The 24,055-nt window shown below is 58.6% G+C and carries 22 protein-coding genes; 20 read left to right on the top strand and 2 right to left on the bottom strand.

Annotated features, from left to right (window positions below):
* Positions 1–37: 37 nt before the first annotated feature.
* The 10 genes from xdhA to ACR0B8_RS16205 all read left to right on the top strand — a co-directional run bounded on the left by xdhA (position 38) and on the right by ACR0B8_RS16205 (position 11,568).
* Positions 38–1,501: a xanthine dehydrogenase small subunit gene (gene xdhA, locus ACR0B8_RS16250; protein WP_170362089.1), complete on the top strand. Its 1,464-nt coding sequence runs from the start codon at positions 38–40 to the stop codon at positions 1,499–1,501.
* Positions 1,502–1,515: 14 nt separating this feature from the next.
* A complete protein-coding gene (xdhB, locus tag ACR0B8_RS16245; RefSeq protein WP_170362088.1) occupies positions 1,516–3,834 on the top strand; it encodes a xanthine dehydrogenase molybdopterin binding subunit in 2,319 nt (772 codons plus the stop codon).
* A gap of 3 nt (positions 3,835–3,837) precedes the next feature.
* Entirely contained in the window at positions 3,838–4,716 is an 879-nt protein-coding gene (xdhC, locus tag ACR0B8_RS16240) for a xanthine dehydrogenase accessory protein XdhC (RefSeq protein ID WP_170362087.1), read from the top strand.
* Positions 4,717–4,759: 43 nt separating this feature from the next.
* Positions 4,760–6,361 carry a xanthine/uracil/vitamin C permease gene (locus tag ACR0B8_RS16235; RefSeq protein ID WP_170350884.1) on the top strand — a complete coding sequence of 534 codons (1,602 nt, stop codon included), beginning with the start codon at positions 4,760–4,762 and terminating at the stop codon, positions 6,359–6,361.
* A gap of 64 nt (positions 6,362–6,425) precedes the next feature.
* Positions 6,426–7,763 (top strand): guanine deaminase, encoded by a 1,338-nt coding sequence (guaD, locus tag ACR0B8_RS16230; protein ID WP_226689650.1) that lies wholly within the window; start codon positions 6,426–6,428, stop codon positions 7,761–7,763.
* A 230-nt stretch (positions 7,764–7,993) separates the two neighbouring features.
* Positions 7,994–8,584 carry a TetR/AcrR family transcriptional regulator gene (locus ACR0B8_RS16225; protein WP_226689649.1) on the top strand — a complete coding sequence of 197 codons (591 nt, stop codon included), beginning with the start codon at positions 7,994–7,996 and terminating at the stop codon, positions 8,582–8,584.
* Positions 8,581–8,844, top strand: a complete 264-nt coding sequence (locus ACR0B8_RS16220) for a hypothetical protein (RefSeq protein ID WP_170350881.1) — start codon at positions 8,581–8,583, stop codon at positions 8,842–8,844. The genes ACR0B8_RS16225 and ACR0B8_RS16220 overlap by 4 nt, the downstream gene beginning before the upstream one ends.
* Before the next feature lie 9 nt (positions 8,845–8,853).
* Complete coding sequence (locus ACR0B8_RS16215) at positions 8,854–10,005, top strand: aromatic ring-hydroxylating oxygenase subunit alpha (RefSeq protein WP_170362084.1); 1,152 nt, start codon at positions 8,854–8,856, stop codon at positions 10,003–10,005.
* A gap of 18 nt (positions 10,006–10,023) precedes the next feature.
* Positions 10,024–10,497: a hypothetical protein gene (locus ACR0B8_RS16210; RefSeq protein ID WP_170362083.1), complete on the top strand. Its 474-nt coding sequence runs from the start codon at positions 10,024–10,026 to the stop codon at positions 10,495–10,497.
* 12 nt (positions 10,498–10,509) lie between these two features.
* The gene (locus ACR0B8_RS16205; protein WP_170362082.1) at positions 10,510–11,568 is read left to right on the top strand and encodes a ferredoxin--NADP reductase; all 1,059 of its coding nucleotides are present in this window, start codon (positions 10,510–10,512) and stop codon (positions 11,566–11,568) included.
* Positions 11,569–11,599: 31 nt separating this feature from the next.
* Here the strand turns inward: ACR0B8_RS16205 and ACR0B8_RS16200 are convergent, their stop codons facing one another.
* Positions 11,600–12,133 carry a ZrgA family zinc uptake protein gene (locus ACR0B8_RS16200; RefSeq protein WP_170362081.1) on the bottom strand — a complete coding sequence of 178 codons (534 nt, stop codon included), beginning with the start codon at positions 12,131–12,133 and terminating at the stop codon, positions 11,600–11,602.
* A gap of 235 nt (positions 12,134–12,368) precedes the next feature.
* On the opposite strand from ACR0B8_RS16200, the gene ACR0B8_RS16195 reads away from it, so the two are divergent.
* From ACR0B8_RS16195 to speB, 10 genes are all read left to right on the top strand, one after another.
* Positions 12,369–13,640, top strand: a complete 1,272-nt coding sequence (locus tag ACR0B8_RS16195; RefSeq protein WP_170362080.1) for an imelysin family protein — start codon at positions 12,369–12,371, stop codon at positions 13,638–13,640.
* A 132-nt stretch (positions 13,641–13,772) separates the two neighbouring features.
* Positions 13,773–14,066: a (2Fe-2S)-binding protein gene (locus tag ACR0B8_RS16190; protein ID WP_170350875.1), complete on the top strand. Its 294-nt coding sequence runs from the start codon at positions 13,773–13,775 to the stop codon at positions 14,064–14,066.
* Positions 14,014–14,499, top strand: coding sequence for a bacterioferritin (bfr, locus tag ACR0B8_RS16185; RefSeq protein WP_170350874.1), 486 nt, complete (start codon positions 14,014–14,016; stop codon positions 14,497–14,499). Before ACR0B8_RS16190 ends, bfr begins: the two co-directional genes overlap by 53 nt.
* Positions 14,459–16,000 (top strand): di-heme oxidoreductase family protein, encoded by a 1,542-nt coding sequence (locus tag ACR0B8_RS16180; RefSeq protein ID WP_226689648.1) that lies wholly within the window; start codon positions 14,459–14,461, stop codon positions 15,998–16,000. Before bfr ends, ACR0B8_RS16180 begins: the two co-directional genes overlap by 41 nt.
* Positions 16,001–16,003: 3 nt before the next feature.
* Positions 16,004–17,014 (top strand): imelysin family protein, encoded by a 1,011-nt coding sequence (locus ACR0B8_RS16175; protein ID WP_480659009.1) that lies wholly within the window; start codon positions 16,004–16,006, stop codon positions 17,012–17,014.
* A 4-nt stretch (positions 17,015–17,018) separates the two neighbouring features.
* Complete coding sequence (locus ACR0B8_RS16170; RefSeq protein ID WP_480659007.1) at positions 17,019–18,101, top strand: DUF1513 domain-containing protein; 1,083 nt, start codon at positions 17,019–17,021, stop codon at positions 18,099–18,101.
* Between the two features lie 100 nt (positions 18,102–18,201).
* Positions 18,202–20,091, top strand: a complete 1,890-nt coding sequence (gene speA / locus ACR0B8_RS16165) for a biosynthetic arginine decarboxylase (RefSeq protein ID WP_170362076.1) — start codon at positions 18,202–18,204, stop codon at positions 20,089–20,091.
* A 22-nt stretch (positions 20,092–20,113) separates the two neighbouring features.
* Positions 20,114–21,337, top strand: a complete 1,224-nt coding sequence (locus ACR0B8_RS16160) for a saccharopine dehydrogenase family protein (RefSeq protein ID WP_170362075.1) — start codon at positions 20,114–20,116, stop codon at positions 21,335–21,337.
* Between the two features lie 75 nt (positions 21,338–21,412).
* On the top strand, positions 21,413–22,582 hold the full coding sequence (nspC, locus tag ACR0B8_RS16155; protein WP_170362074.1) for a carboxynorspermidine decarboxylase: 1,170 nt from the start codon (positions 21,413–21,415) through the stop codon (positions 22,580–22,582).
* Positions 22,579–23,421, top strand: coding sequence for an agmatinase (gene speB, locus ACR0B8_RS16150; protein ID WP_170362073.1), 843 nt, complete (start codon positions 22,579–22,581; stop codon positions 23,419–23,421). The genes nspC and speB overlap by 4 nt, the downstream gene beginning before the upstream one ends.
* Here the strand turns inward: speB and ACR0B8_RS16145 are convergent.
* Positions 23,418–24,008 (bottom strand): HD domain-containing protein, encoded by a 591-nt coding sequence (locus tag ACR0B8_RS16145; RefSeq protein WP_170362072.1) that lies wholly within the window; start codon positions 24,006–24,008, stop codon positions 23,418–23,420. The genes speB and ACR0B8_RS16145 overlap by 4 nt on opposite strands.
* Between the last annotated feature and the right edge of the window lie 47 nt (positions 24,009–24,055).

Genomic DNA, 24,055 nt, shown 5'->3' with positions numbered 1-24,055 from the left:
TCACCCACCTGAAAGGCAGGGGCATAGGGAGAATACCATGACGCATCGCACCGACATCCAATTTGTCCTGAATGGCAAGGATGTGTCCGTTCCAAACGTATCCGCAGACCAGACGCTTCTGGATTTCCTGCGGTTGGAGCGTCGGCTGACAGGCACAAAAGAAGGCTGCGCCGAGGGCGACTGTGGCGCGTGCACCGTTCTTGTTGGACGGCTTGGCGGTGAAGGTCTGGCCTATGTTCCCGTGAATGCCTGCATCCGGTTTCTTGCCTCGGTCGATGGCTGCCATGTCGTGACGGTTGAACACCTGTCCGGCCCGGACGGTCGTCTGCACCCGGTACAACAGGCGATGATTGATCACCACGGCAGCCAGTGCGGGTTCTGCACGCCGGGCTTCGTCATGGCGCTATATGCACTGTGGATGCAAACGCCCGAGCCGACCAAAGCGCAGGTTGAAACCGCGCTGCAGGGCAACCTGTGTCGCTGCACCGGGTATGAGCCAATCATCCGTGCCGCCGTTGCCGTCAGCCGCTATGGCACCCCGGCATCGGACCACCTGAATACCGAACGTGAAACCATGACCGCACGTCTGGCCGCGCTCAAGGACGATCAGCGCGTTGTATCCGGACCGGAAGACAACCTGAGCATTATCCCCTCCAGCGTTGATGACCTTGCCGATTGCCTGCAGAACTATCCCAAGGCCACGATCGTGGCCGGTGCCACGGATGTGGGTCTTTGGGTCACCAAATTCCTGCGTAACATCGGGCCTGCCATCTTCACCGGTCATCTCGAAGACCTGAAAACAGTCGAAAGACAGGGTTCCCTCCTCCTGATCGGTGCTGGCGCCAGCTACACCGATTGCCAGGAACTTCTGTCTGAACACCTGCCACACCTGTCCTCCTACTGGGATCGCATCGCAGGGTGGCAGGTGCGGAATATGGGAACCGTCGGCGGAAATATCGCCAATGGCTCGCCCATCGGGGATACGCCGCCGGTTCTTATCGCGCTTGGAGCGGAAATCACGCTGCGGCGCGGTTCCGAAAGCCGGACGCTGCCTCTCGCTGAATTCTTCATCGACTACGGAAAGCAAGACCGCCAACCCGATGAGTTCGTCGCAAGCATCCATGTGCCCCTGCCCGGACCCGATGATCTGAATGCGGCCTACAAAATTTCCAAACGTCGTGACGAGGACATCTCCTCGGTCGCTGCTGGCATTCACATGACGGTCAAGGACGGCACCATCAGCAATGCGCGCATCGCATTCGGCGGTATGGCTGCCACGCCCAAGCGAGCCGCTGCTGCCGAGGCGGCGCTGAACGGTCAATCCTGGTCGCGGGAAAGCTTTGAGACCGCCGCCGAGGCGTTGGCTGAAGATTTCAGCCCTCTCACCGATTGGCGCGCATCGTCTGACTACAGAATGCTATCCGCCCAAAACCTGCTGCGTCGCTTCTACCTTGAAAACGACGCCCAAACCGACGCCCCCGTTCAACTGGCTTGCGCCTGATAAGGAGACAAAAAATGAAGGATAACGTTTCCATCACCGGGGCGGCCCACACCAATGTCAAACATGACAGCGCGATCAAGCACGTCACCGGACGAGCCGATTACACCGACGACATTGCCCAGCCCGAAGGCACGCTGCACGCGTATCTCGGCGTCTCGGACGTAGCGCACGCCAAGCTATTGGGCATCGACTTCACCGACGTTCTGGCCACGCCCGGCGTTGTCGGAGTGTTGACCGCGGATGATGTGCCGGGCGCCAATGATATCAGCCCGACACATCTGAACGATGAACCGGTTTTCCCGACCGATGCCATTCAGTTTCATGGGCAGCCTTTGTTTGCCGTTGTTGCCGAAACCCGCGACATCGCGCGCCGGGCCGCAGAACTGGCAAAAATCAACTACGAAACTCTGCCCCATGCGCTGGACCCGATTGCCGCGCAGGAGGCCGGTTACCCGCATGTCACGGCACCGCTCAAGCTGGAGCGCGGAGATGTCGCCCCGGCGCAGGCTGCCGCCCCCAACCGGATCAAGGGCCGCATGAGCGTTGGCGGCCAGGATCACATGTACCTCGAGGGTCACATCGCCTTTGCCATTCCGGGCGAAGACGACGATGTGGTCGTGCATTGCTCAACCCAACACCCGTCCGAGGCGCAACATATGGTGGCGCATGTCCTGGGCGTGCCGTCCAACGCCGTTGTGGTCAACGTGCGCCGTATGGGCGGTGGCTTTGGCGGCAAGGAAAGCCAGATGAACCTGTTCTGCGCGGTTGCTGCCATGGCTGCCAAAAAGTGGAACCGCGCCGTGAAAATCCGCCCCGACCGGGATCAGGACATGACGGCGACCGGCAAACGCCATGACTTTGTGATCGATTATGACGTCGCCTTTGACGATGATGGCCGCATTCAGGCTGTCGAAGGCAGCTTTGCCGCGCGCTGCGGGTTTTCAGCAGACCTTTCGGGGCCCGTGACCGACCGGGCGCTATTCCACGCGGACAACGCCTATTTCTATCCGAACGTGCGCCTGAACAGCCATCCGATGAAAACCAACACGGTTTCGAATACCGCATTCCGTGGGTTTGGCGGCCCCCAAGGCGTGATCGCGGCAGAGCGGATGATCGAAGAGATTGCCTATGCCACCGGGCAGGACCCGCTGGATGTGCGCAAGGTTAATTTCTACGGCACCACGGACCGCAACATCACCCCCTACCACCAAGAGGTCGAAGACAGCATTCTCGACCGGTTAATCGGAGAGCTGGAAGAGACATCGGATTATCGCAAGCGCCGTCAGGAGATCATCGAATTCAACAAGACGTCGCCGATCCTGAAAAAAGGCATCGCGCTGACACCAGTCAAATTCGGCATTTCCTTTACAGCGACTTGGTACAATCAGGCTGGCGCACTGGTGCATGTCTACAATGACGGTTCGATCCACCTAAACCACGGTGGCACCGAAATGGGGCAAGGCCTGAACACCAAGGTCGCGCAGGTCGTGGCCGAAGCCTTTCAGGTCGATTTCAGCCGGATCAAGATCACCAAAACGACCACCGAGAAGGTTCCCAACACCTCAGCCACGGCTGCCTCGAGCGGGACTGATCTGAACGGCATGGCTGCGTTGAACGCGGTCGAGCAGATCAAAGCGCGTCTGGTGAAATTCGCCGCTGAGAACTGGGATGTTACACCCGAGAACGTGGCCTTTCACGCCAATCAGGTGCATATCGGCGACGAAGTTCTGCCTTTCGACACGTTCATCAAAAAGGCCTATCTGGCACGTGTGCAACTTTCGGCGGCCGGGTTCTACAAGACGCCGAAAATCCACTGGGATCGGGCCAAAGGACAAGGCCGCCCGTTCTACTATTACTCCTATGGCGCGTCCTGTTCGGAAGTGACAATTGACACCCTGACTGGTGAGTACCGGGTAGAGCGTACTGATCTTTTGCACGACGTTGGACGCTCGTTGAACCCTGTGCTGGACAAGGGCCAGGTCGAAGGCGCGTTTATTCAGGGCATGGGGTGGCTGACCACCGAAGAGCTTTGGTGGGACGACGCGGGCCGTCTGCGCACCCATGCGCCGTCGACCTACAAAATTCCGCTCGCGTCCGACCGTCCGCGCATCTTCAATGTGAACCTCGCCGACTGGTCGGAAAACCGCGAGCTGACCATCAAACGCTCCAAGGCTGTTGGCGAGCCGCCGTTCATGCTGGGCATTTCGGTGTTCGAGGCGCTGTCGATGGCCGTGGCCTCTGTTGCTGATTACCGCGAATGCCCGCGCCTTGACGCGCCAGCCACCCCCGAACGTGTGCTGATGGCAGTTGCGCGGCTGCAAGCGGGGCCCTGAGCCATGACTGCCCCCGGTTCCCTTAGCGAATTCCTGTCCACGCAGCACAGCGTGATCTGCATTGCGCTGACACGCGTGCGCGGGTCGTCGCCGCGCAACGAAGGGACCGAGATGTTCGTGGCACCCGGGGCGCTGTGGGGAACCATCGGTGGTGGCCAATTGGAGTTCATGGCCATCAACGCCGCCCGCGACATGCTGCGCGACGGGGTGTTGCATCAGGATCTGGATGTGCCGCTTGGCCCGGAAATCGGCCAGTGCTGCGGTGGGCGGGTCGAGATGAAACTGACCCGCATGCGTGCGTCCGACAAATGGGCCGCCGCAGAACGCGCGACCCAGCGCGACGAGGCTTTGCCACACGTCTATGTCATGGGCGCAGGTCACGTGGGGCGCGCTTTGGCCAATCAGTTTCAGCATCTGCCGGTGCGCTGCATCCTCGTCGACACCCGACCCGAAGAGGTCGAGCTTTGCACAGCCAATGTCGAAACCCGCGTCAGCGCGATCCCCGAGACGGATATCTGGGGTGCGCCTGCGGGCAGCGCCTTTATCGTTCTGACACACGATCATGGATTGGATTTCCTGCTGACATCCGCCGCACTGGAACGTCAGGACGCCGCTTATGTGGGGATGATCGGGTCCGCCACCAAGCGGGTAAAGCTCAGGAACTGGGCGCACAAACACTGTGACGGACAGTCTATCGAACACTTGAAATGCCCTATCGGGGCAAGCGGTAGCCGCGACAAGCGGCCCAGCGTCATCGCCACCTTCGTGGTGGCCGAGGTGATGGCTGAATTGACCTCTGAAACTGCCGCGACCGCCCCGACCGGGGCAAACCAGGCGCCCCTGCGGGGCCACCATCACGACCGGAAAGGGAGATCGGCCTGACATCTGTCGGGTCATTCCGGTCACATCAGAGGAGGAGACCGTCATGGACGGGAGGACCTACGAATACAAGCTGTTTACCCGCAGCGACTTCAGCGCTTTCTGGGCGCTGTTTACTGACAACCTCGTGAATCTGCTGATCCTTTCCGGGGTCTGCCAGTTCGTGTTTCAGATGCCCGCCGAAATCGTGTTTGGCCGCATTGTTCCCGGTGCCGCCGTCGCGATTTTAGCCGGTGTTGCCGTTTATACGTACCTCGCCAAATGGGCCGCAAACAAACGGGGTGAAGACGTCACCGCCTTGCCCTACGGCATCTCGACGCCGGTTATGTTCGTCTACTTGTTCGGTGTGATCGGACCCATCTACTGGGCAACCAATGATCCCATGCTGGCATGGCAAGTGGGCATCGGCGCCGGGTTCATGGGCGGCATCGTTGCGGCCTTGGGTGCCATTGTCGGGCCTTATCTGAAGCGGATCACGCCGCGCGCCGGGATGCTGGGCACGCTGTGCGGTATTGCGCTGGTCTTTATCGGTTCCGTTCCGTTGGCCGAGGTGTTCGAAAACCCCATCATCGGCTTCACGTCGCTGCTGTTTATCCTGTGGGGTCTGATCGGGCGTTTTCGCCTTCCGGGCAATGTTCCGGCCGGTTTGGTCGCAATTGCTGCCGGTACGGTGATTGCTATCATCCTTGGTGAATCCAAAATCGACGTCAGCGGCATCGGCTTTTACCCGCCGGTCCCCTATTTCGGTGACCTCATCGCCGGTGTGCAATACCTGTTCGCCAACCCCGAGCTGTTCCTGGTGCTGATCCCGGTACAAATCTACAACTTCATCGAAACCATGAACAACGTGGAATCGGCCGAGGCTGCAGGCGACCACTACCCGGTTGGACTGTGCCAAGTAACGGACGGCGCAGGCACAATGTTGGGTGCGCTTTTTGGTTCGCCCTTCCCGACAACCGTTTACATCGGGCACCCTGCCTACAAGCGGCTTGATGCACATGCCGGTTACATCGTTGGTGTGGCTGTTGTGATCGCTGCCGCCGCTTTCCTGGGCTTCTTGTCCTTCCTTGCGGGCCTGATCCCGATTGCGGCCGCGGCTCCGGTCCTGGTTTTTGTTTCGGTCAGCCTGATCACCAACACGGCCTGGGCTGTAAAGCCGATGCACATGGCTGCCGTATCCTTTGCGATCCTGCCTCACATCTCGGCCTTCCTGATGGTCAAGTGGGGGTCTCTGATGAACGCTCTGCGCAGCACCGGTGTCGAGGGACTGCCCTCGCTGGGTGACGAAGGCCTGACCGCAGCACTACTGATGGAAGGTGCCCATTACGAAGGACACCTTGCCCTGAGCCAAGGTGCGATCATCACGGGTCTGGTCTGGGGTGCCATTGTGGCCGACGTAATCGACGGTCGGTTCCGGATGGCGGGCGCGTTTGCTGTCGCTGGTGGGCTGATGTCCTCTGTCGGGATCATCCATTCCTACACGTTGCAGGTGCCTCAGTTCGACGGGATCACCATTGGTTACTTGATCATCGGCGCGTTCCTCTACGTCTATCCGATGTTCGCACCCAAAGAGGATCTTGAGCATCGTGTGATCGTACCGGATGAGCCTGATCTGATCGACGACGACTCACCTGCACAACAGGCCTAATCCATAGCGGGGCAGTCGCAGGGCTGCCCCCTACTCTTTCCCTATCCTACAAACGAGACCTTTCATGACACAGAGATTGCTTCGCGGTCGTCTGCTGACCTTTCATCGCGAACCCCTAAGCGGCGAAGATTCCGGCGCGTATACCTATCTTGAGGACGGTGCCCTGCTGATCCAGGACGGCATCATTCAGGACACCGGACCCTTCGCCGAGATCAGCGCCAAAGCCGGGGATGTGCCTGTGACAGACCATCGCCCACACCTTATGATGGCCGGGTTTATCGACACGCATATTCACTTCCCCCAAGTGCAGGTGATCGCCTCATGGGGCGCACAGCTTTTGGACTGGCTCAACAATTACACCTTCCCGGAAGAAACCCGTTTTGCTTCGGATGCACACAGCGCGAACATGGCGCGGGCATTCTACGATCAGCTCATCACCCACGGCACCACGACCGCCGTGGCCTATTGCTCGGTCCACAAGACCTCGGCGGATGCGTTCTTTACAGAAGCAACCAGACGAAACATGCGCATGCTTGGTGGTAAGGTCCTGATGGACCGCAATGCGCCAGAAGGTCTGCAGGACACGCCGCAAACCGGGTACGATGACACCAAAGCCTTGATCACCGACTGGCATGGCAAGGGCCGCAACGGCTATGTCATCACACCTCGGTTCGCGATCACATCGACGCCGGAACAGATGGCCATGGCGCAGGCCTTGGCGCAGGAGCATCCGGATTGTCACGTCCAGACGCATCTGTCGGAAAACAAAGATGAGATTGCCTTTACCAAGCAGCTTTATCCGCAGGCGCGGGATTATCTGGATGTCTACCAATCCTTTGGTCTGCTGGGGCAAAAGACTCTGTTGGGGCACTCGATCCATCTGGAGGCACGCGAGATCGACGCGCTTGCAGAAACCGGTGCACATCCCGTGTTTTGCCCGACCTCGAACCTGTTCCTGGGCAGCGGCCTCTTTGATCATGGCGGGCTGAGCGCGCGCGGTATCTCGAACGGGATCGCAACGGATGTCGGTGCTGGCACCAGCTACTCGATGCTGCAAACCTTGAACGAAGGGTACAAGATTCTGCAATTGCAAGGGCTGGCTCTGCATCCCCTGCAGGCCTTCCACTGGGCTACGCGCGGTAATGCCTGCGTTCTGGGTCTGGAAGACAAAATCGGAAACCTCGACCCCGGAACCGAGGCGGATGTCGTTGTTCTGAACGCCCGCAGCACCCCCGCCATGGCCCTGCGAATGGATCGCGTTGGCAGTCTTGCAGAAGAATTGTTCGTCCTGCAGATGATGGGAGACGATCGCGCTGTTGAAGAGGTCTATGTATCAGGTACGCCCAGCAAGTCTGTGACCGGCCAAACCTCCGAAACCAACTTTGCGTTCGATCCCGCGTAAATGATAACTGACCTGTGTTTGGCCGTTCCGTGACCGGTTAACGGCCAAGCATTTCACCGAACTGCCGGTGCAGCCCGGTGCGGCCCGGCGCAACTAACGATCCTTTCCGCTTTCCATCATTACTAACCGAGATCGGGTTTTCACCGCTCTCAGTTCGAAAAATAAATTGTCATGGTTGACAAAGTATATTTCTCGATTATTTGTCATTCGTGACAATAAACGAGATCCTGATGCCCAGACCTTCTCTAAAAGACCAAAGATCGCACGAAATACTCGACGCCTATCTAACCTGCGTGGCGCGGTTCGGGCTGGAAGGCGCGACCCAGGCGCGGATCGCCGATGAAGCCGGCGTCAAGCGACCGCTCTTACGCCATTACCTTGGAAACAAGGACGAAATGATAACCGCGCTGGCCGAATACGTGATTGCCGGATTTACCGCGTCATTGGACGGTTTGCGTCAGGCTTTGCCAGACACGGCGACACCTTCGGACCTGGTGGACACCTTGTTTTCCGAAGATAGCGGAACCGATCCACGGCTGATGCTGGCCTATCAGGCACTGGTCACCACAGTGCCCGATCGCCCCGATCTGCGCCAAGGTCTGATGGACAGCCTCACAGATTTCTTCGACGTGGTCGAAGCAATCCTGCGGCGCGCGGCACCAATGGCACCAGACGCAAGCATACGCGCAGCAACACAGGGCATTTCGGCAATCTTTGTCAGTATGGACGCCCTGACCCCGCTGGACCCGCCCGAAGCATGGCGCGCCGAATTGAAACTGGCCGCCTCTCTACTGGCATCGACACTGGAGGCTAAAGTATGACCCCGACGCGAACGGTGAACTACATTGCCCTGCCCATCCTGCTGGTGGCCACTGTGCTTGGTCTCTACTGGGTTTGGGGGCTGCTCTTTGTCTGGTGGATCGTCCCAACCATCATGAACGGACAAGCCTTTCTGGTGTTCGAAATTAACCGCGACGATGACCCGGTTCTGTACTGGGCCATCGTCTGCCTCTGGGCTGTGCTGGGTCTGATGATGATCGCCGCCAGCCTGTTTCCCCAATATGCCCATCTTCTTGCCTGAGGTACTCTGATGACCAAAATGTATCACCATCTACCGGTTGAAGCTTACACCTCGCAGGACTGGTTCGACCGCGAACAGCGCCAGATCTTCTCGCGCACTTGGCGTTTTGCCGGGCTGGTCGAAGATATCGAAGGACCGGGCCATTACCTGTCGGTTCAGGCCGGGCTGAACAATCTGTTCATCGTCATGGGGCGCGATCACCGGCTGCGCGCCTTTCACAACATCTGCCGGCATCGGGGTACCCAGTTGATCCGCGCGGTCGGCAAGACACAAAAAGCGCTGACCTGCCCTTATCACGACTGGACCTATGATCTTGAGGGCAACTTGATCTCGGTCCCGGATGAGGCCTCTGAATTTCCCGGCGGCGTCGACAAATCCTGCCTTGGCCTCAAACCGGCCAGCGTGGATGTCTGGCGCGGGATGCTGTTCGTGCATCCGGACCCTGACGCCCCCACCCTTGCCGAATGGTTCGGAGAGGTCGATCCCCTGTTGGGCCCGCACAAGCCCGAGGAACTGGTCGAGTATACCGACGGGCGCAACACCTATGAAATCAAGGCCAATTGGAAGATCGTTGTCGAGAATTACATCGACGTCTACCACTTGAGCCATCTGCATTCGAATACGCTGCATATGTATGACCATGCCAAGGCGGAATACGGATGGAAGGGGCCGCATTACCACTTTTGGGAACCCCCGTCCGAGGCCTACGCGAAGGACCACGAAGCCAAACTTCCGATGCCGCGTGTGATCGCTGAACCTCATACCGGTGCGTGGGTTCCGATGCTGTTTCCCGGCATTGGTATCGGGGCCAGCGAAGAAAGCTGGAATCTGTTCATCATCACACCGTTGGCCCCCGATCTGACACGGATCGAGAACCGCACAAAGGTTGCCAACGCTTCGAACTGGGAGTTCCAGAAGCAACAGTGGAAAAGCGCGGGCTTTTGGAGGGATTTTGGCGGCCCGAAATATCAAGGCGACGATGCAGCAGGCGCAGATGATCCGATGGCATCGGGCGATTTCACGACCGAAGATATCTATGCTTGCGAACAGCAACAGAAATCGCTGAAAAGTCCGTATCTGGAAATCGGCCCCGCTGGGATTGGCGAAAGCCCGATCACGCAGCACCAGAAAGCGGTGCTGGATTTCATGCAAGACAGCTGAATGCCCCGGAGATTGATCATGAAACCAATCCAAGCCACCCTGATCGGAGTTGCGCTTGCATCGGCTCTGGTGCTGACGGCGCAAGCTGACGCACCGGAAGACATTGCCACGCGTATCCTACAAGCGCAGGATGAACAAAGCCTGCTTGCCACCTGGAGCGACTGGCACCCCGATGCCACGCATCAGATCATCCTCAAATACGGGATGGGGCAGCCGGACGACGTGTTCTCGTACCGTGTCGGGGATGACACCGACGCGGAAGACCCCGAGATCGCGAAGGCGTTGGAAGGTTACTCAGAAACAGCCCGATCAGCGCCCGTGATTTCATCGCACACCGAGGATGGCGTGTCGCACGTCACAGCCGTGACCGATGTCGATTATGATTGGCAGGGATACAGCGGCAGAATGCGTCAGACAGACAACTTTGTCTTTGCGCCTTATCTTGGCGGGACGGTGATCCAGTCCTTGACCACGACCTATGATTACCGATGACGGGACCTTGTTATGCAACGTGACTTTCATACCCTGACCGTGTCCGACACTCGCCGAGAGATCGGCGGCGCGGCCACCAGTGTAACTTTCGACGTCCCGCCCGATCTGACCGATCTGTTTCAATGGACGGCCGGGCAACATCTGACGCTCAGGTTTCAGATTGCCGGTGCGGAGCAAAGGCGCAGCTATACCATCTCGAACCCGCCGGGATCGGCGCTGCGTATCACGGTCAAGCGCGTAAAGGATGGGATCGTTTCCAACCACATAGGCGACACCCTGTCGCCCGGTGGCACGGTCGAGGTCATGCCCCCATTCGGGCATTTCACCTTACAGCCCGGAGCCCTGAAACGCCGCACCCACTATTTCTTTGGAGCCGGCAGCGGTATCACGCCGCTTTACGCGATGATCAATTCCGTTCTGACCGATGAACCCCATTCTTCGGCCCATCTGGTCTTTGGCAATGCCAATGCGAACAGCATCATTTTCCAGGATGAGCTTGAGCAGTTGCTGGAACAACATCCGAACCAGTTCACCCTACGCCATGTCCTGTCGCACCCCTCCATGCTCAGCTGGTTTTCACCGTGGCGCACAGGGCGGTTGGACGCAGATGTCATTCAGGCGGCAATCACTGAAACGCCTCCGGTGGCGCAAGACACTCACTATTGGATCTGCGGCCCCGGCAGTATGAATACGGATATCCGGGCGGCGCTGCGGAATCTGGATGTGCCAGACGATCGCATCCACATGGAAAGCTTCGGCGGAGACGCCCAAGACGACCTGAGCGAACCCGGCATGGCCGCAACCGCCCGGATCAGGCTTGACGGCAAGGTCTCGGAGGTGCCTGTTGCTGCTGGGCAAACCCTCCTTGACGCGGCGATTGCAGCCGGTCTGAACCCACCGTTCAGCTGCCAATCCGGTGTGTGTGGTGCCTGCGTCGCCCAGCTTGAGGACGGCGCCGTTCATATGCGCAACCGGATGGCTCTGGAGGATCGTGACGTCGAGAAGGGGTTGATCCTGTGTTGTCAAAGCGTCGCAACACAAAAGGAGCTATCCCTGCAGTTCGAAGATTAGGTTATGTCAGGGCGTTTTGACATAACCCACCTTACTTGAACGTCAGATCAGGTGCGCCGCGCGTGACATTTTGCGTGCGGCTTTTACCAGCTTGATCAACCCGCACGGCCAGATTTTCAGCCGTCGGGAATCGTTCGAAATATGCAAAGTGGATGGCCTCAATCACGTCGATATTCTTGCATCTTATCAGGTATTCAGCCTGAAATTCGTTTGTGTCATCACCATCCGTCCGCGTGGTGTCTGTGTCTTGCCCCAAACCTATGGCCGAAAGTGTGACATTGGCCATCGCGGCAAAACACTCGGCCTCTTCGGGCACAACAAACAACTCCAGAGGTTTGGACAGGTCGGAAATGGCGACGGCAATAGAGTCCCGCCCTTCATCGTTTTGTGCCGGCTTCTCGGTGCCAAGAATGCCGGCGGCGGGGACTGCCAGTGACAAGGTGAACTCGGCCCCGGAAACCACAATGTCCAGGTCACCCGCGGCATGATCCTGCGCGACAGCGGTATGAGCCTGCGACACAAAAACCGCAGAGATCAGGATCAGGGCGAAAGCTGCGCTTTTCATAAACAGGCACCACTAAACAAAGAATCACCCGGATTATTCTAATATGTTTCAATTCCCGTGCAATCTTGGCCCCACGCATCGCGCCCCACCAATATTGGGGAGTATCGGGGTGACCAATATTATCCGACTATAAAACTCAGGTTGACATAGGTGACTAATTCACTCAGTTAATACATCATACGCGCCACATAACCGGCGTATGAAAACCTTTTTCTGACTGGAAAGTGTCACCCCCATGACCCGATTTTTCACCGCCACCAGCATCCTTACAATTGGTGCTGCCTCCGCAGCTTTTGCAGCTGACGCACCCTCGAAAGCCGAAGTTCTGAATACCTACGCAAACATCGCCGAAGCCAAATATGACGATAGCTTGATCGCTGCCAAAGTGCTGCAAGAGGCCGTAAACGCGCTGATGGCCGACCCATCCGATGCCACCCTGAACGCGGCCCGCGCCGCCTGGGTCGCCGCCCGTGTGCCCTATCAACAGACCGAGGTTTACCGTTTTGGAAACGCTATCGTTGATGACTGGGAAGGCAAAGTGAACGCCTGGCCGCTGGACGAAGGCCTGATTGATTATGTCGATGCCTCCTATAGCGGACCCACTGATGAAAACGAGTTTGCCGCGCTGAATGTGATCGCCAATCCAAGCTTTGAGTTGTCGGGCGAGGCCATCGACGCCAGCGAAATCACCCCCAATCTGCTGGGCGAAACCCTGCACGAGGCTGACGGGATCGAGGCAAACGTCGCCACCGGTTACCACGCCATCGAATTCCTGCTTTGGGGTCAGGACCTGAACGGTCACGGCGCGGGCGCGGGCAATCGCCCGTATACCGATTATGTTCAAGGTAACGCCTGCACCGGCGGCAACTGTGATCGCCGCGCCCAGTATCTGAGCGCCGCGACCGCCCTGCTGGTCAGCGACCTGGAATGGATGGCCGCACAATGGGCCGAAGGTGGTGAGGCGCGCGCTGCACTGAACGCGAATGAAACCGCTGGCGTCAGCGCGATCCTAACCGGCATGGGCTCGCTGTCCTATGGCGAGCAAGCAGGTGAACGTATGCGCCTTGGCTTGATGCTGAACGACCCCGAGGAAGAGCATGATTGCTTCTCGGACAACACCCACAACAGCCACTATTACGACGGCTTGGGCATTCAGAACGTGTATCTGGGCAGCTATACCCGCATCGACGGCACCCCGGTTTCGGGCGCTTCGCTATCGGACTTGGTGATCTCGTTCGATCCGTCGCTGGACGCCGAGATGAAGGTCAAGTTGGCCAACACCATGCAGGCCCTGGGCCGCCTGAAGTCGACCGCCGAGGCCGGTTTCGCCTATGACCAGATGCTGGAACGCGGCAATGAGGGCGGCGAGCAACTGATCATGGGCGGCGTCAACGGTCTGGTCGATCAGACCAAAACGATCGAGCGTATCGTGACCGCTCTGGAACTGGATCAGATCGAGTTCGAAGGCTCCGACAGCCTGGATAACCCTGACGCGGTTTTCCACTAAGCAAACCCCGGATCGGGGCGTGCGCAAATTCACGCCCCCGGCTTTCCTGTCACGCAAAATTGTGACTTTCAGCTGGACCCGAAACAAATAACTTACTAATTAAGTAAGAAATCTATCGAGCACAGATTCGCTATGATCGTATGTCACTGCACAAATATAACTGACCATGATATCCGCGCCGCGATCGATTGGATGCGGACAGCAGATGCACACACGATCATCACCCCCGGCAAGGTCTACCACGCCCTTGGAAAATCGGCGGATTGTGGCGGCTGCATGCCGCTTTTTCTGGACACAATGCGATCGAACGATAATCTGGAAGTCCCCATGCAGCTCCGTGCCCTACGCACCAGAGCAACTCAGGAGAAAGCAGATGAAGGGCAACCCCAAGGTAATAGAATACCTCAACAAATCTCTGCGGCATGAGCTGACAGCCGTCAGCCAGTACTGGCTCCATTACCGCCTGCAGGAAGATTGGGGCCTTGGCCACATGGCCAAGAAAAGCCGTGAAGAATCCATCGAAGAGATGGGGCATGCCGACAAGCTAATCGAACGGATCATCTTTCTGGAAGGCCATCCCAACCTGCAGAAACTGGACCCGCTGAGAATTGGTCAGAACCCCAAGGAAACACTGGAATGCGACCTGGCAGCCGAGCAGGACGCGCGCGCGTTGTACGTAGAAGCGCGGGATTACTGTAGAGAAGCACAAGACTATGCCTCTATGTCGCTGTTCGAAGAATTGATCCGCGATGAAGAAAGTCATATCGACTTTTTGGAAACGCAGCTCGACCTGTACGAAAGGATTGGCGACGCCAATTATGCGCAACTCAACGCATCGAAAATGGACGAGGGCGAGTAGCCTTTTCATCCTGTCGGTGGTCGCCCTTGCGGCCACCCAAACCCCAGCCGCCGAGCTGCGGGACTATCACCTGAATTTCGAACCCAGAACCGAGGATGAGCGTGCGCGCATCGCCCGTGTCACCGCTGCGCCCACCGATTTCAGCACGCCCCAAAGGTTCGAGGACTTGCCCGCCGGTGCCGCCACCGTTCGCGCCCGTGCCGATGCTGACGCATTTTCGCAGCCCTCAGGCAACCTGAGCTTTGAGCAAGAGCTGGACTTTAAGGTTGGAAACGGACTGTTCAAGAAAATCTGGGTGTCTTCTCCGGCCTCAACTCTGGCCTCGGATGGGCTGGGGCCGCTGTACAACGCCCGGTCGTGCCAGCGCTGCCATATCAAGGACGGGCGCGGGCACACGCCCAACGGTCCGGATGACAATGTAATTTCGATGTTCCTGCGGGTCTCGATCCCCGGTGGCGGCGGATATGACGAGATCGAGGATTACATCGCCACCCAGCCCGAACCAAATTACGGCAGCCAGATGCAGGATTTGGCGCTGCCCGGTCATCCGGCTGAATATCGCCTGGATATCACTTACGAAGACGTCCCGGTCACTTTGTCAGATGGCGAAACCGTCACTTTACGCAAACCGGCCTACGCGGCGGCTGACCTTGGATACGGGCCGCTGCATCCAGAAGCGATGCTCAGTCCACGTGTGGCGCCGCAAATGATCGGCCTTGGATTGCTCGAAGCGATACCGGTCGCGGATCTGCTGGCCAACGCTGATCCCGACGATGCCGATGGGGATGGGATTTCCGGGCGTCCCAATATCGTCTGGGCGATGGAATATGGCGCCCCGATGATGGGTCGGTTCGGGCACAAGGCCGGGATGCCCACGATCATGGAACAATCGGCGGCGGCCTTTGCCGGTGATATCGGCATATCAAGCCCACTTTACCCCGCCAGCCACGGCGATTGCACCGATGCTCAGATTGGTTGTGCGACCGCCCCGCACGGGGACGGTGACGTGCGCGAGTTCGAGATCGACCAGATCGGAATGGACCTTGTTGCCTTTTACAGCCGCAACCTGGGCGTTCCCGCGCGACGGGACATGGACGACCCTCAGGTGCTGCACGGTAAGCAGGTGTTTTACGACACTGGCTGCGCGTCCTGCCACACGCCTGCCTTTGTCACTCATCGCATGTCAGACCGGCCCGAACAGAGTTTTCAGCTGATCTGGCCTTACTCCGACCTGTTGCTGCACGATATGGGCGAAGAGCTGGCTGATAACCGCCCCGAGGGTCGCGCCACAGGGCGCGAATGGCGCACGCCACCGCTTTGGGGCGTTGGGCTGACTGAACAGGTTTCGGGCCACACCCAGTTCCTGCATGATGGTCGCGCGCAATCCTTGCTGGAAGCCATCCTCTGGCATGGGGGTGAGGCACAGGCAGCCCGCGATACGGTCGTGGCCATGCCCAAACCCGACCGCGATGCCCTGATCCATTTTCTGGAAAGCCTCTGACACATGCGTATCCTTGTTGCTGCTGTCGCATTGACGCTGCCCCTAACTGCGCTGGCGCAGGACCGTGAGCCAATCTTGTCTGATGCGGTCGAAGGGCACATCCTTCCCGGCTTTGCCGCACTGGCTGAAACGACCGGGGTGTTGGCCCAAACAGCACAAACCGATTGCACCCAAACCTCGCCCGAATTGTGGGGCGCCTATCACGCGGCCTTTGACGACTGGATCTCGGTCAGCCATCTGCGCTTTGGCCCGTCCGAGGTGAACGACCGCGCCTTTGCGCTGGCCTTCTGGCCCGACACCAAAGGGTTCACCCCCAAAGCCCTGTCCAGCCTGATCGCGACCGAGGATACGGCTGTGGAAAGCCCCGAAGGTTTTGCCGAGACATCCGTCGCCGGACGTGGCTTTTTTGCGTTAGAGCAGATGCTTTATGAGCCCAATTTTGCCGATCAGGGCAACGCCACATATCGCTGCGCGTTGATACAGGCCATCACCACCGATATCGACAGCAATGCCCGCGCGATACACGCAGATTGGGGCGGCTATGCAACTGCCCTAACCCAACCGGGCGACGACAGCCCCTATCGGTCCGACGATGAGGCCATGCAAGAGCTTTACAAGGCATTGGTGACCGGACTTGAATTCACTGGCGACACCCGCCTTGGTCGTCCGATGGGCACCTTCGACCGCCCGCGCCCCAACCGGGCCGAGGCACGCCGTTCGGAACGCGCGCTTCGTCATGTGGAACTGTCCCTGATCGCCCTGCGCGATCTGGCCGCGCACCTGTCAACGGACCACCCCAAGATTGCCGCCGATCTGGACAGCGCCTTTGACAAGGCCATCATCCGCGCGCAATCGCTGGACGACCCGGTGCTGGCCGGGGTCGCCACTCCGCAGGGCCGCCTTAGGGTCGAGGCGTTGCAGCAAGCCATCAACGATATCCGTGCGATTGCCTCGGCCGAGCTGGGTCCGACTCTAGGCATCAGCGCCGGGTTCAATTCACTGGACGGGGACTGACCTGTTGCCCAGCCGTCGTCATTTTCTGGCCGGTCTGGCCGCGACCAGCCTTTCGCCGTTACACGGCTGGGCCGCAGTTGGTTCGCCCGACTATCTCGCCGCTGCCCTGTTCCCGGATGGCAGCTATCGACTAGCTGGGCTGGATACGGGTGGAAACATCCTGTTTTCCATACCTCTACCTGCGCGCGGCCACGCGGCGGCAGCCCATCCGCACCGCGCACAGGCCGTGGCTTTTGCCCGTCGTCCTGGCACCTTTGCGGTGGTCATCGATTGCGCCACAGGCACCGAAGTCACCCGACTTAACGCCCCACACGGTCGCCATTTCTATGGCCATGGCGTCTTTTCCCCCGACGGCACTCGTCTGTTCACAACTGAAAACGACTATGATTCCGGAGACGGCGTGATTGGCGTCTGGAACACAGACAGCTACACCCGCATAGGCGAGTTCACTTCGGGCGGGATCGGTCCGCATGACATGCGATTGATGCCCGATGGTCAGACGCTGGTCATCGCCAATGGCGGCATCGAAACCCACCCCGAGACAGGGCGCACCAAGCTGAACCTGCCAACCATGCAGCCGCAGCTGACCTATCTGGATTTGTCCGGCACGGTTTTGGAACAGGTGGAACTGCCACGCGCGTTGCATAAGAATTCGATCCGCCATTTGGCTGTACGGCACGACGGTTTGGTGGCATTTGCAATGCAGTGGCAGGGGGACAAGGTGCATCACCCCCCTCTGCTGGGCCTACATCGTCGGGGCGAAGCACCGCGTTTGCTTTCAGCGCCTGATGCCGCGCAAAGCACGTTGCAAGGCTACGCGGGCAGTGTCGCCTTTGCCGGGGATGAAACCACGGTTGCCATCACCTGCCCACGCGGCAACGCCTTGCACCGGTTCGACGTCGCGAATGACCAACTGAACGGGGATTTCCCGTTGGAAGACGTCTGTGGCCTTGGCTCCGGCCCCAAAGGGTTCGTTTTCACCACCGGCACCGGGATAGTCGGAGAGCTGACATCCACCCCCCGCATTTCAGCCCGTCCGGACTGTCATTGGGACAATCACCTGATCCCAATTCGCAAGCCTGCATAAACTCGGCAAATCCCCCCACATAGATTACACTTGGAAGAATCAAAATGCTGCCGTATTGGCGGGCGCTAAACCGGCACTTTAACCGCAAGGACTGACCTGATTGAAACAGACGCCCGACGCACCGCATTCCATCTACGGGGTAGAGAAATGGGGCAAAGGCCTCATTGAGGTGACGGAGCAGGGCGAGATCGGTCTGCGCAATCCCCTGGTGCCCGAGGCGGCGGCAATCAGCCTGCCAGGTATCCTGCATGATCTGGACGAACGCGGTATTAAGGCACCGATGTTGCTGCGCATCAGTTCGTATCTGGAAAACGAGATCGCGCATATCAACGAAAGCTTTCGCGATGCGATTGCACGTGTCGGCTACAAAGGCAGCTATCGCGGCGTATTCCCGATCAAGGTGAACCAGCAGGCCCAGGTGGTCGACCGGATCGTCGAGTTCGGTAAAAAGTATAACTATGGGCTCGAGGCTGGCTCCAAGCCCGAACTGGTTGTCGCACTGGCGCACCGTCTGGCCCGCGAGGCGCTGATTGTCTGCAATGGCGTCAAGGATGCCGAGTTCATCCAACTGGCCATCCTCAGTCGTAAGATCGGCTTCAACACGGTCATCGTTCTGGAAAGCCCGAAAGAGGCGGACACGGTGATCGAGGTCTATAACGAACTGGGCATCGAACCCCTGATTGGTGTGCGGGTCAAACTGACCAATCAGATCAGCGGCAAGTGGGAAGAAAGCTCGGGCGACCGGTCTGCCTTTGGCATGAACACTGACCAACTGGTCGCCACGGTGGACAAGCTGAAAGCGGCAGGTTTGCTGCATTGTTTGAAGCTGCAACATTCACACCTGGGCTCTCAGGTGCAGGACGTCAACGACGTGCGCCGCGCCGTTGGCGAGGCCTGCCGGTACTACACCGAACTGACGCGCGAGGGCGTGCCGTTGACCCATCTGGACCTCGGTGGCGGCATGGGCGTGGATTATACCGGTGAGAAAAAGGCTGCCGAGAACTCGATCAACTACACGGTCGAAGAATACTGCGCCAACGTGGTTGAAACCGTGGCCTACGCGATGGACGAGGCCGAGGTCGAACATCCAACGCTGGTGACCGAGAGCGGGCGCGCCGTGGTGGCGACGTCGTCGATGCTGGTGTTCAATGTGCTGGAAAGCACCTTGTATGACGCACCGAACGGCCCCGAGGTCGAAGCGGACGATCACCATCTGGTCTCAGACCTTGCCGCGATCAACGGGTACCTCAGTACCGAGCGTTTGCAAGAATGCTGGAACGACGCAAATTTTTACCGCAACGAGCTGCGCGCGTTGTTCCGCCGCGGCTATGTCGACCTGCGTCAGATGGCCCGCGCCGAACGCATCTATTTATCGCTGATGGCCCGCCTCAAGGCGCTGGCAGCAAGCGATGATTTGGAAACGGATGTGGACGACCAACTGGAAAAAGTGGCCGATATCTACCACTGCAACTTCTCGCTGTTCCAGTCGCTGCCCGATGTCTGGGCCATTGACCAGCTGCACCCTATCGTCCCGCTGCAGGGGCTGAACCAGACACCCGACCGCCGCGCGGTCCTGTCCGACATCACCTGCGACAGCGACGGTAAGATCGACCGGTTCATTCTGGCCGACGGTGTCTCACCCAGCCTGCCGGTGCATTCCCTGCCCGAAGATCAGGAATACCTGATGGGCGTGTTCTTTGTCGGTGCTTATCAGGAAACACTGGGCGATCTGCACAACCTGTTCGGGGACACCAATGTGGTAACCATCGACCTGCGCGCTGACGGTGGCTTTGACCTGCTGCACGAACAAGAGGGCGACACCATCAGCCAGGTCCTGTCCTATGTCGAGTTCGACCCCAATGATTGCGTCGCCGCCTTCCGCAAAATGGTGGACGAAGCGATCTCGACCGGTACTCTGATGGCCAAGGACCGCAAAACCCTGATGAGCGCCTATCGCGACTCGATCAACGGCTACACCTATTACGAATAACCCCAGAGAGGAGATTACCCCCATGGGAACTTTGAGTGGCAAAACACTGGTTGTCGGCGCGGGCGGCGTATCCCACGCTGCCGTGCACAAGATGGCGATGAATTCGGATATCTTCACCGAAATCACTCTGGCCAGCCGGACCAAATCGAAATGCGACGCCATCGCCAAAGCGGTGAAAGAGCGTGTGGGCGTCGATATCGCCACGGCGGAACTGGATGCCTACAAGGTTGAAGACACGGTCAAATTGATCAAGGAAACAGGGGCCGAGATTCTGGTGAACCTCGCCCTGCCCTATCAGGATCTGGTGCTGATGGACGCCTGCCTTGAGGCCGGGATCCACTACCTCGACACAGCGAACTATGAGCCCGAGGATGAGGCCAAGTTCGAATACCACTGGCAATGGGCCTATCAGGAGCGGTTCAAAGAGGCTGGGCTGACCGCCATTCTTGGATCGGGCTTCGATCCGGGCGTGACCAGCGTCTTTGCCAAATGGCTTAAGAAACACAAGCTGGACACCATCCGCCAGATCGACGTTCTGGATGCCAATGGCGGCTCGAACGATCAGGAGTTCGCCACCAACTTCAACCCCGAAATAAACCTGCGTGAAGTGCTGGCCGAAGTGCGCCATTGGGAAAACGGCGAATGGCACCATAGCCCGGCGCTGACCAACAAAGTCGAATACGACTTTCCTGCCATCGGGCGGAAAAACATGTACCAGATGTACCATGAGGAACTGGAATCGCTCTCGACCCATTTCCCCGAGATCGAGCGCGCCCGATTCTGGATGACGTTTGGCGACGCCTATATCAAACACGCGACCGTACTGCAGAACGTCGGCATGACACGCATCGATCCGGTCATGCATAACGGCAAGGAAATCATCCCGATCCAGTTCCTGAAAACCCTGCTGCCCGATCCCGGTGATCTGGGTGCCGAAACCAAGGGCAAAGCCTGCATCGGCGACATCGCCACGGGTCAGGCCAAGGACGGCTCAGGCGAGAAGACCTACTATATCTACAACATCTGCGATCACGAAGAATGCTATGCAGAAGTCGGCAGTCAGGCCGTCAGCTACACCACCGGCGTCCCCGCCATGATCGGTGCGGCGCAGGTGCTGAAAGGCAACTGGTCCGAACCAGGCGTGTGGAACATGGAACAGCTCGACCCGGATGACTTCATGGATATGCTGAACGAGCACGGCCTGCCGTGGCAGGTCCACGAACTCGACGGTCCGGTCGAGTTCTAACTTCGTCTTTTCCAAAATACTCCGGGGGTCCGGGGGCAGTGCCCCCGATCTCTCCACAATTTGGAGGTGCCGGACATGTCCGACATGATGACCACACAGGCCGGAGATGCCGGAGCCTTTCGCAGCTTTGACCTGAGCCGCGTGCCAAGCCCCTGCTTCGTGGTTGATGAAAAGGCCGTCGAGCGGAACCTGACCATTCTCGCCGATATTGGAACCCGATCTGGCGCACATGTGCTGAGCGCGCTCAAGGCATTCTCGATGTTCTCGCTCGCCCCGCTTGTCCGCCAACATCTTGGCGGCACATGCGCGTCCGGCATTTTCGAAGCACGGCTTGGTCGCGAAGAATATGGTGGCGAGGTCGCGACCTTCTGCGCCGGGTACAAGGACGCGGACGTCGATGAAATTCTGTCGCTGTCCGATCACATCATATTCAACTCACCAGCGCAAAAAGAACGGTTTCTTGCCAAAGCTCGGAACGCTGGCGTTCAGGTCGGTCTGCGCATCAACCCGGAACATTCCGAAGGCGAGATCCCAAAATATGACCCCTGTGCGCCCTGCTCTCGACTTGGCACCCCAATCAGTCAGTTGACGACCGACGAACTGACCGGGGTTGATGGCCTGCACATGCACACGCTCTGCGAACAAGGGTTCGCGCCATTGCAGCGCACTTGGCAGGCGGTCCTGCCAAAACTCAAGCCCTTCCTCGGCCAACTCAAATGGCTGAACTTTGGAGGCGGCCATCATATCACGCGCGACGACTATGACCGCGACGGGCTGGTGGCGTTCATCCGGGACATCCGCGAGACATACGGCATCGATGTCTATCTCGAACCCGGTGAGGCGGTGGCGCTGGACGCAGGTATCTTGGTCGGCGAAATCCTCGACCTGCCAACCAATGGCATGAACCTTGCGATCACCGATATCTCGGCCACCTGCCACATGCCTGACGTGATCGAAGCCCCCTATCGTCCCGCCCTGATGGATGAGGCCGAAGCAGGACATACTTACCGTCTGGGCGGCCCCTCCTGTCTGGCCGGTGACGTGATCGGGGATTACACGTGGGATCAGCCACTGGAAATTGGCCAACGCTTTGCCTTCCTGGATCAGGCCCACTATTCGATGGTCAAGACCAACACATTCAATGGCGTACCGCTGCCCACCATTGCCCTGTGGAATAGCGAAACGGACGAGCTGAAGATCATCAAACGGTTCGGCTATGACGACTTTAAGGACAGACTTTCATGAGCATTTTCCTCGACAGTGAACTGACCGCATCTGAGCGGACTGAAGATGCCCGCTTTCGCGTGATCCCGGTGCCGCTGGAGCGCACGGTCTCTTACGGCTCTGGCACGGCCAAAGGGCCTGATGCCATTATCGAGGCCAGCAATGAGCTGGAACGCATCACCGGACATGCTGAACCATGCGTCGAGGGGATCTTCACCGAAGAACCAGTGGATTGCGATGCTTCGCTTGCTGAGATCATGAACCGCCTTTCCCAGCGCACCGAAGCCGCTGTTCGCGCGGGCAAGGTTCCGGTAACTTTGGGCGGAGAGCATTCACTCAGCTACGGTGCCGTAATCGGAGTGGCGCGCGCATTAGGTCAACCAATCGGCATCGTTCAGATCGACGCCCATGCCGACCTGCGCAATGCCTATCAGGGGGAAAAACACTCCCACGCATCGGTCATGCATCTGCTCGCTGAAGAAGATATCCGATTGGCCCAGTTTGGCGTGCGCGCCCTTTCGACCGAAGAAGTGCAAAGCCGCCTGAAAAATCACGTTTTCCACGTTGATGCCGAGGAGTTGGTCACCGGTAATATCCACGCCGTCGACCTGCCCGAGGATTTCCCCGAGCTGGTCTATGTCAGTTTTGACGTGGACGGGCTGGATCCCGCCATCATGCCCGCCACCGGGACACCGGTGCCCGGTGGGCTGGGCTACTATCAAGCGCTGCGGTTGGTCGAACATATCCTGAAAAGCCGCAAATGCGTGGGCTTTGACGTGGTCGAACTGGCCCCCAACGGCAATACCGCCTGGGACTTTACCGCTGCGCAGATCGTCTACCGCCTGATGGCTGCCTGTTAACCCTCGGATGTTTCGTTCAGTTCCATGTGCCCCTCGCCCTTGTTCAGGACACGACGCAACATGGGCTCGAAGAACTCCAGCGGTTTGGTCGGGTAATCCGGGTCGAACGCCTTTTGGTCGTATTCATGGCAGAAATAGCGGCAGTCCTCCCAATAAGGGCTGTCGCGATACTTGTCGCGGGCGTTGCGGTCGCCGCCTAGATGATGGTTGTAGTAGTACCCCTGAAACACACAGTGATGTTTGAGAATCCAATAAGTTTTCTCACTGACATAGGGCTTCATCATCGCCGCTGACAGCTCACCATGGTTATAGGGTGACAGAATATCGCCGGTGTCGTGGATCAGTGCTGCGACCACGATTTCCTCGTCCGCGCCGTCTTCAAAAGCGCGCGTCGCGGCCTGCAGGCTGTGCTGATAGCGGTTCACGGGATAGGGCGTCCAGTCTTCGTCCAGCGACCGGATCGCGTCCAGAATCCGGTCAGGCAAAGCGGCATTGTATGCCTCTTCATACTCCATGACGGCGTCCCAGTCGGCCTTGGTGGCCTCTTCGAAACTGGTCCAGGTGGGTTTGTGGCTTTTGTCCAGCATGGCGCGGTCCTTTGGCTGATCTGTTGAAATCAGAGTAACGCATCCCT

This window comes from Ruegeria sp. BH6 (assembly GCF_056538105.1).
Note: the sequence above shows the minus strand (reverse complement) of the source record. Positions and strands in the feature narration are given on the sequence as shown.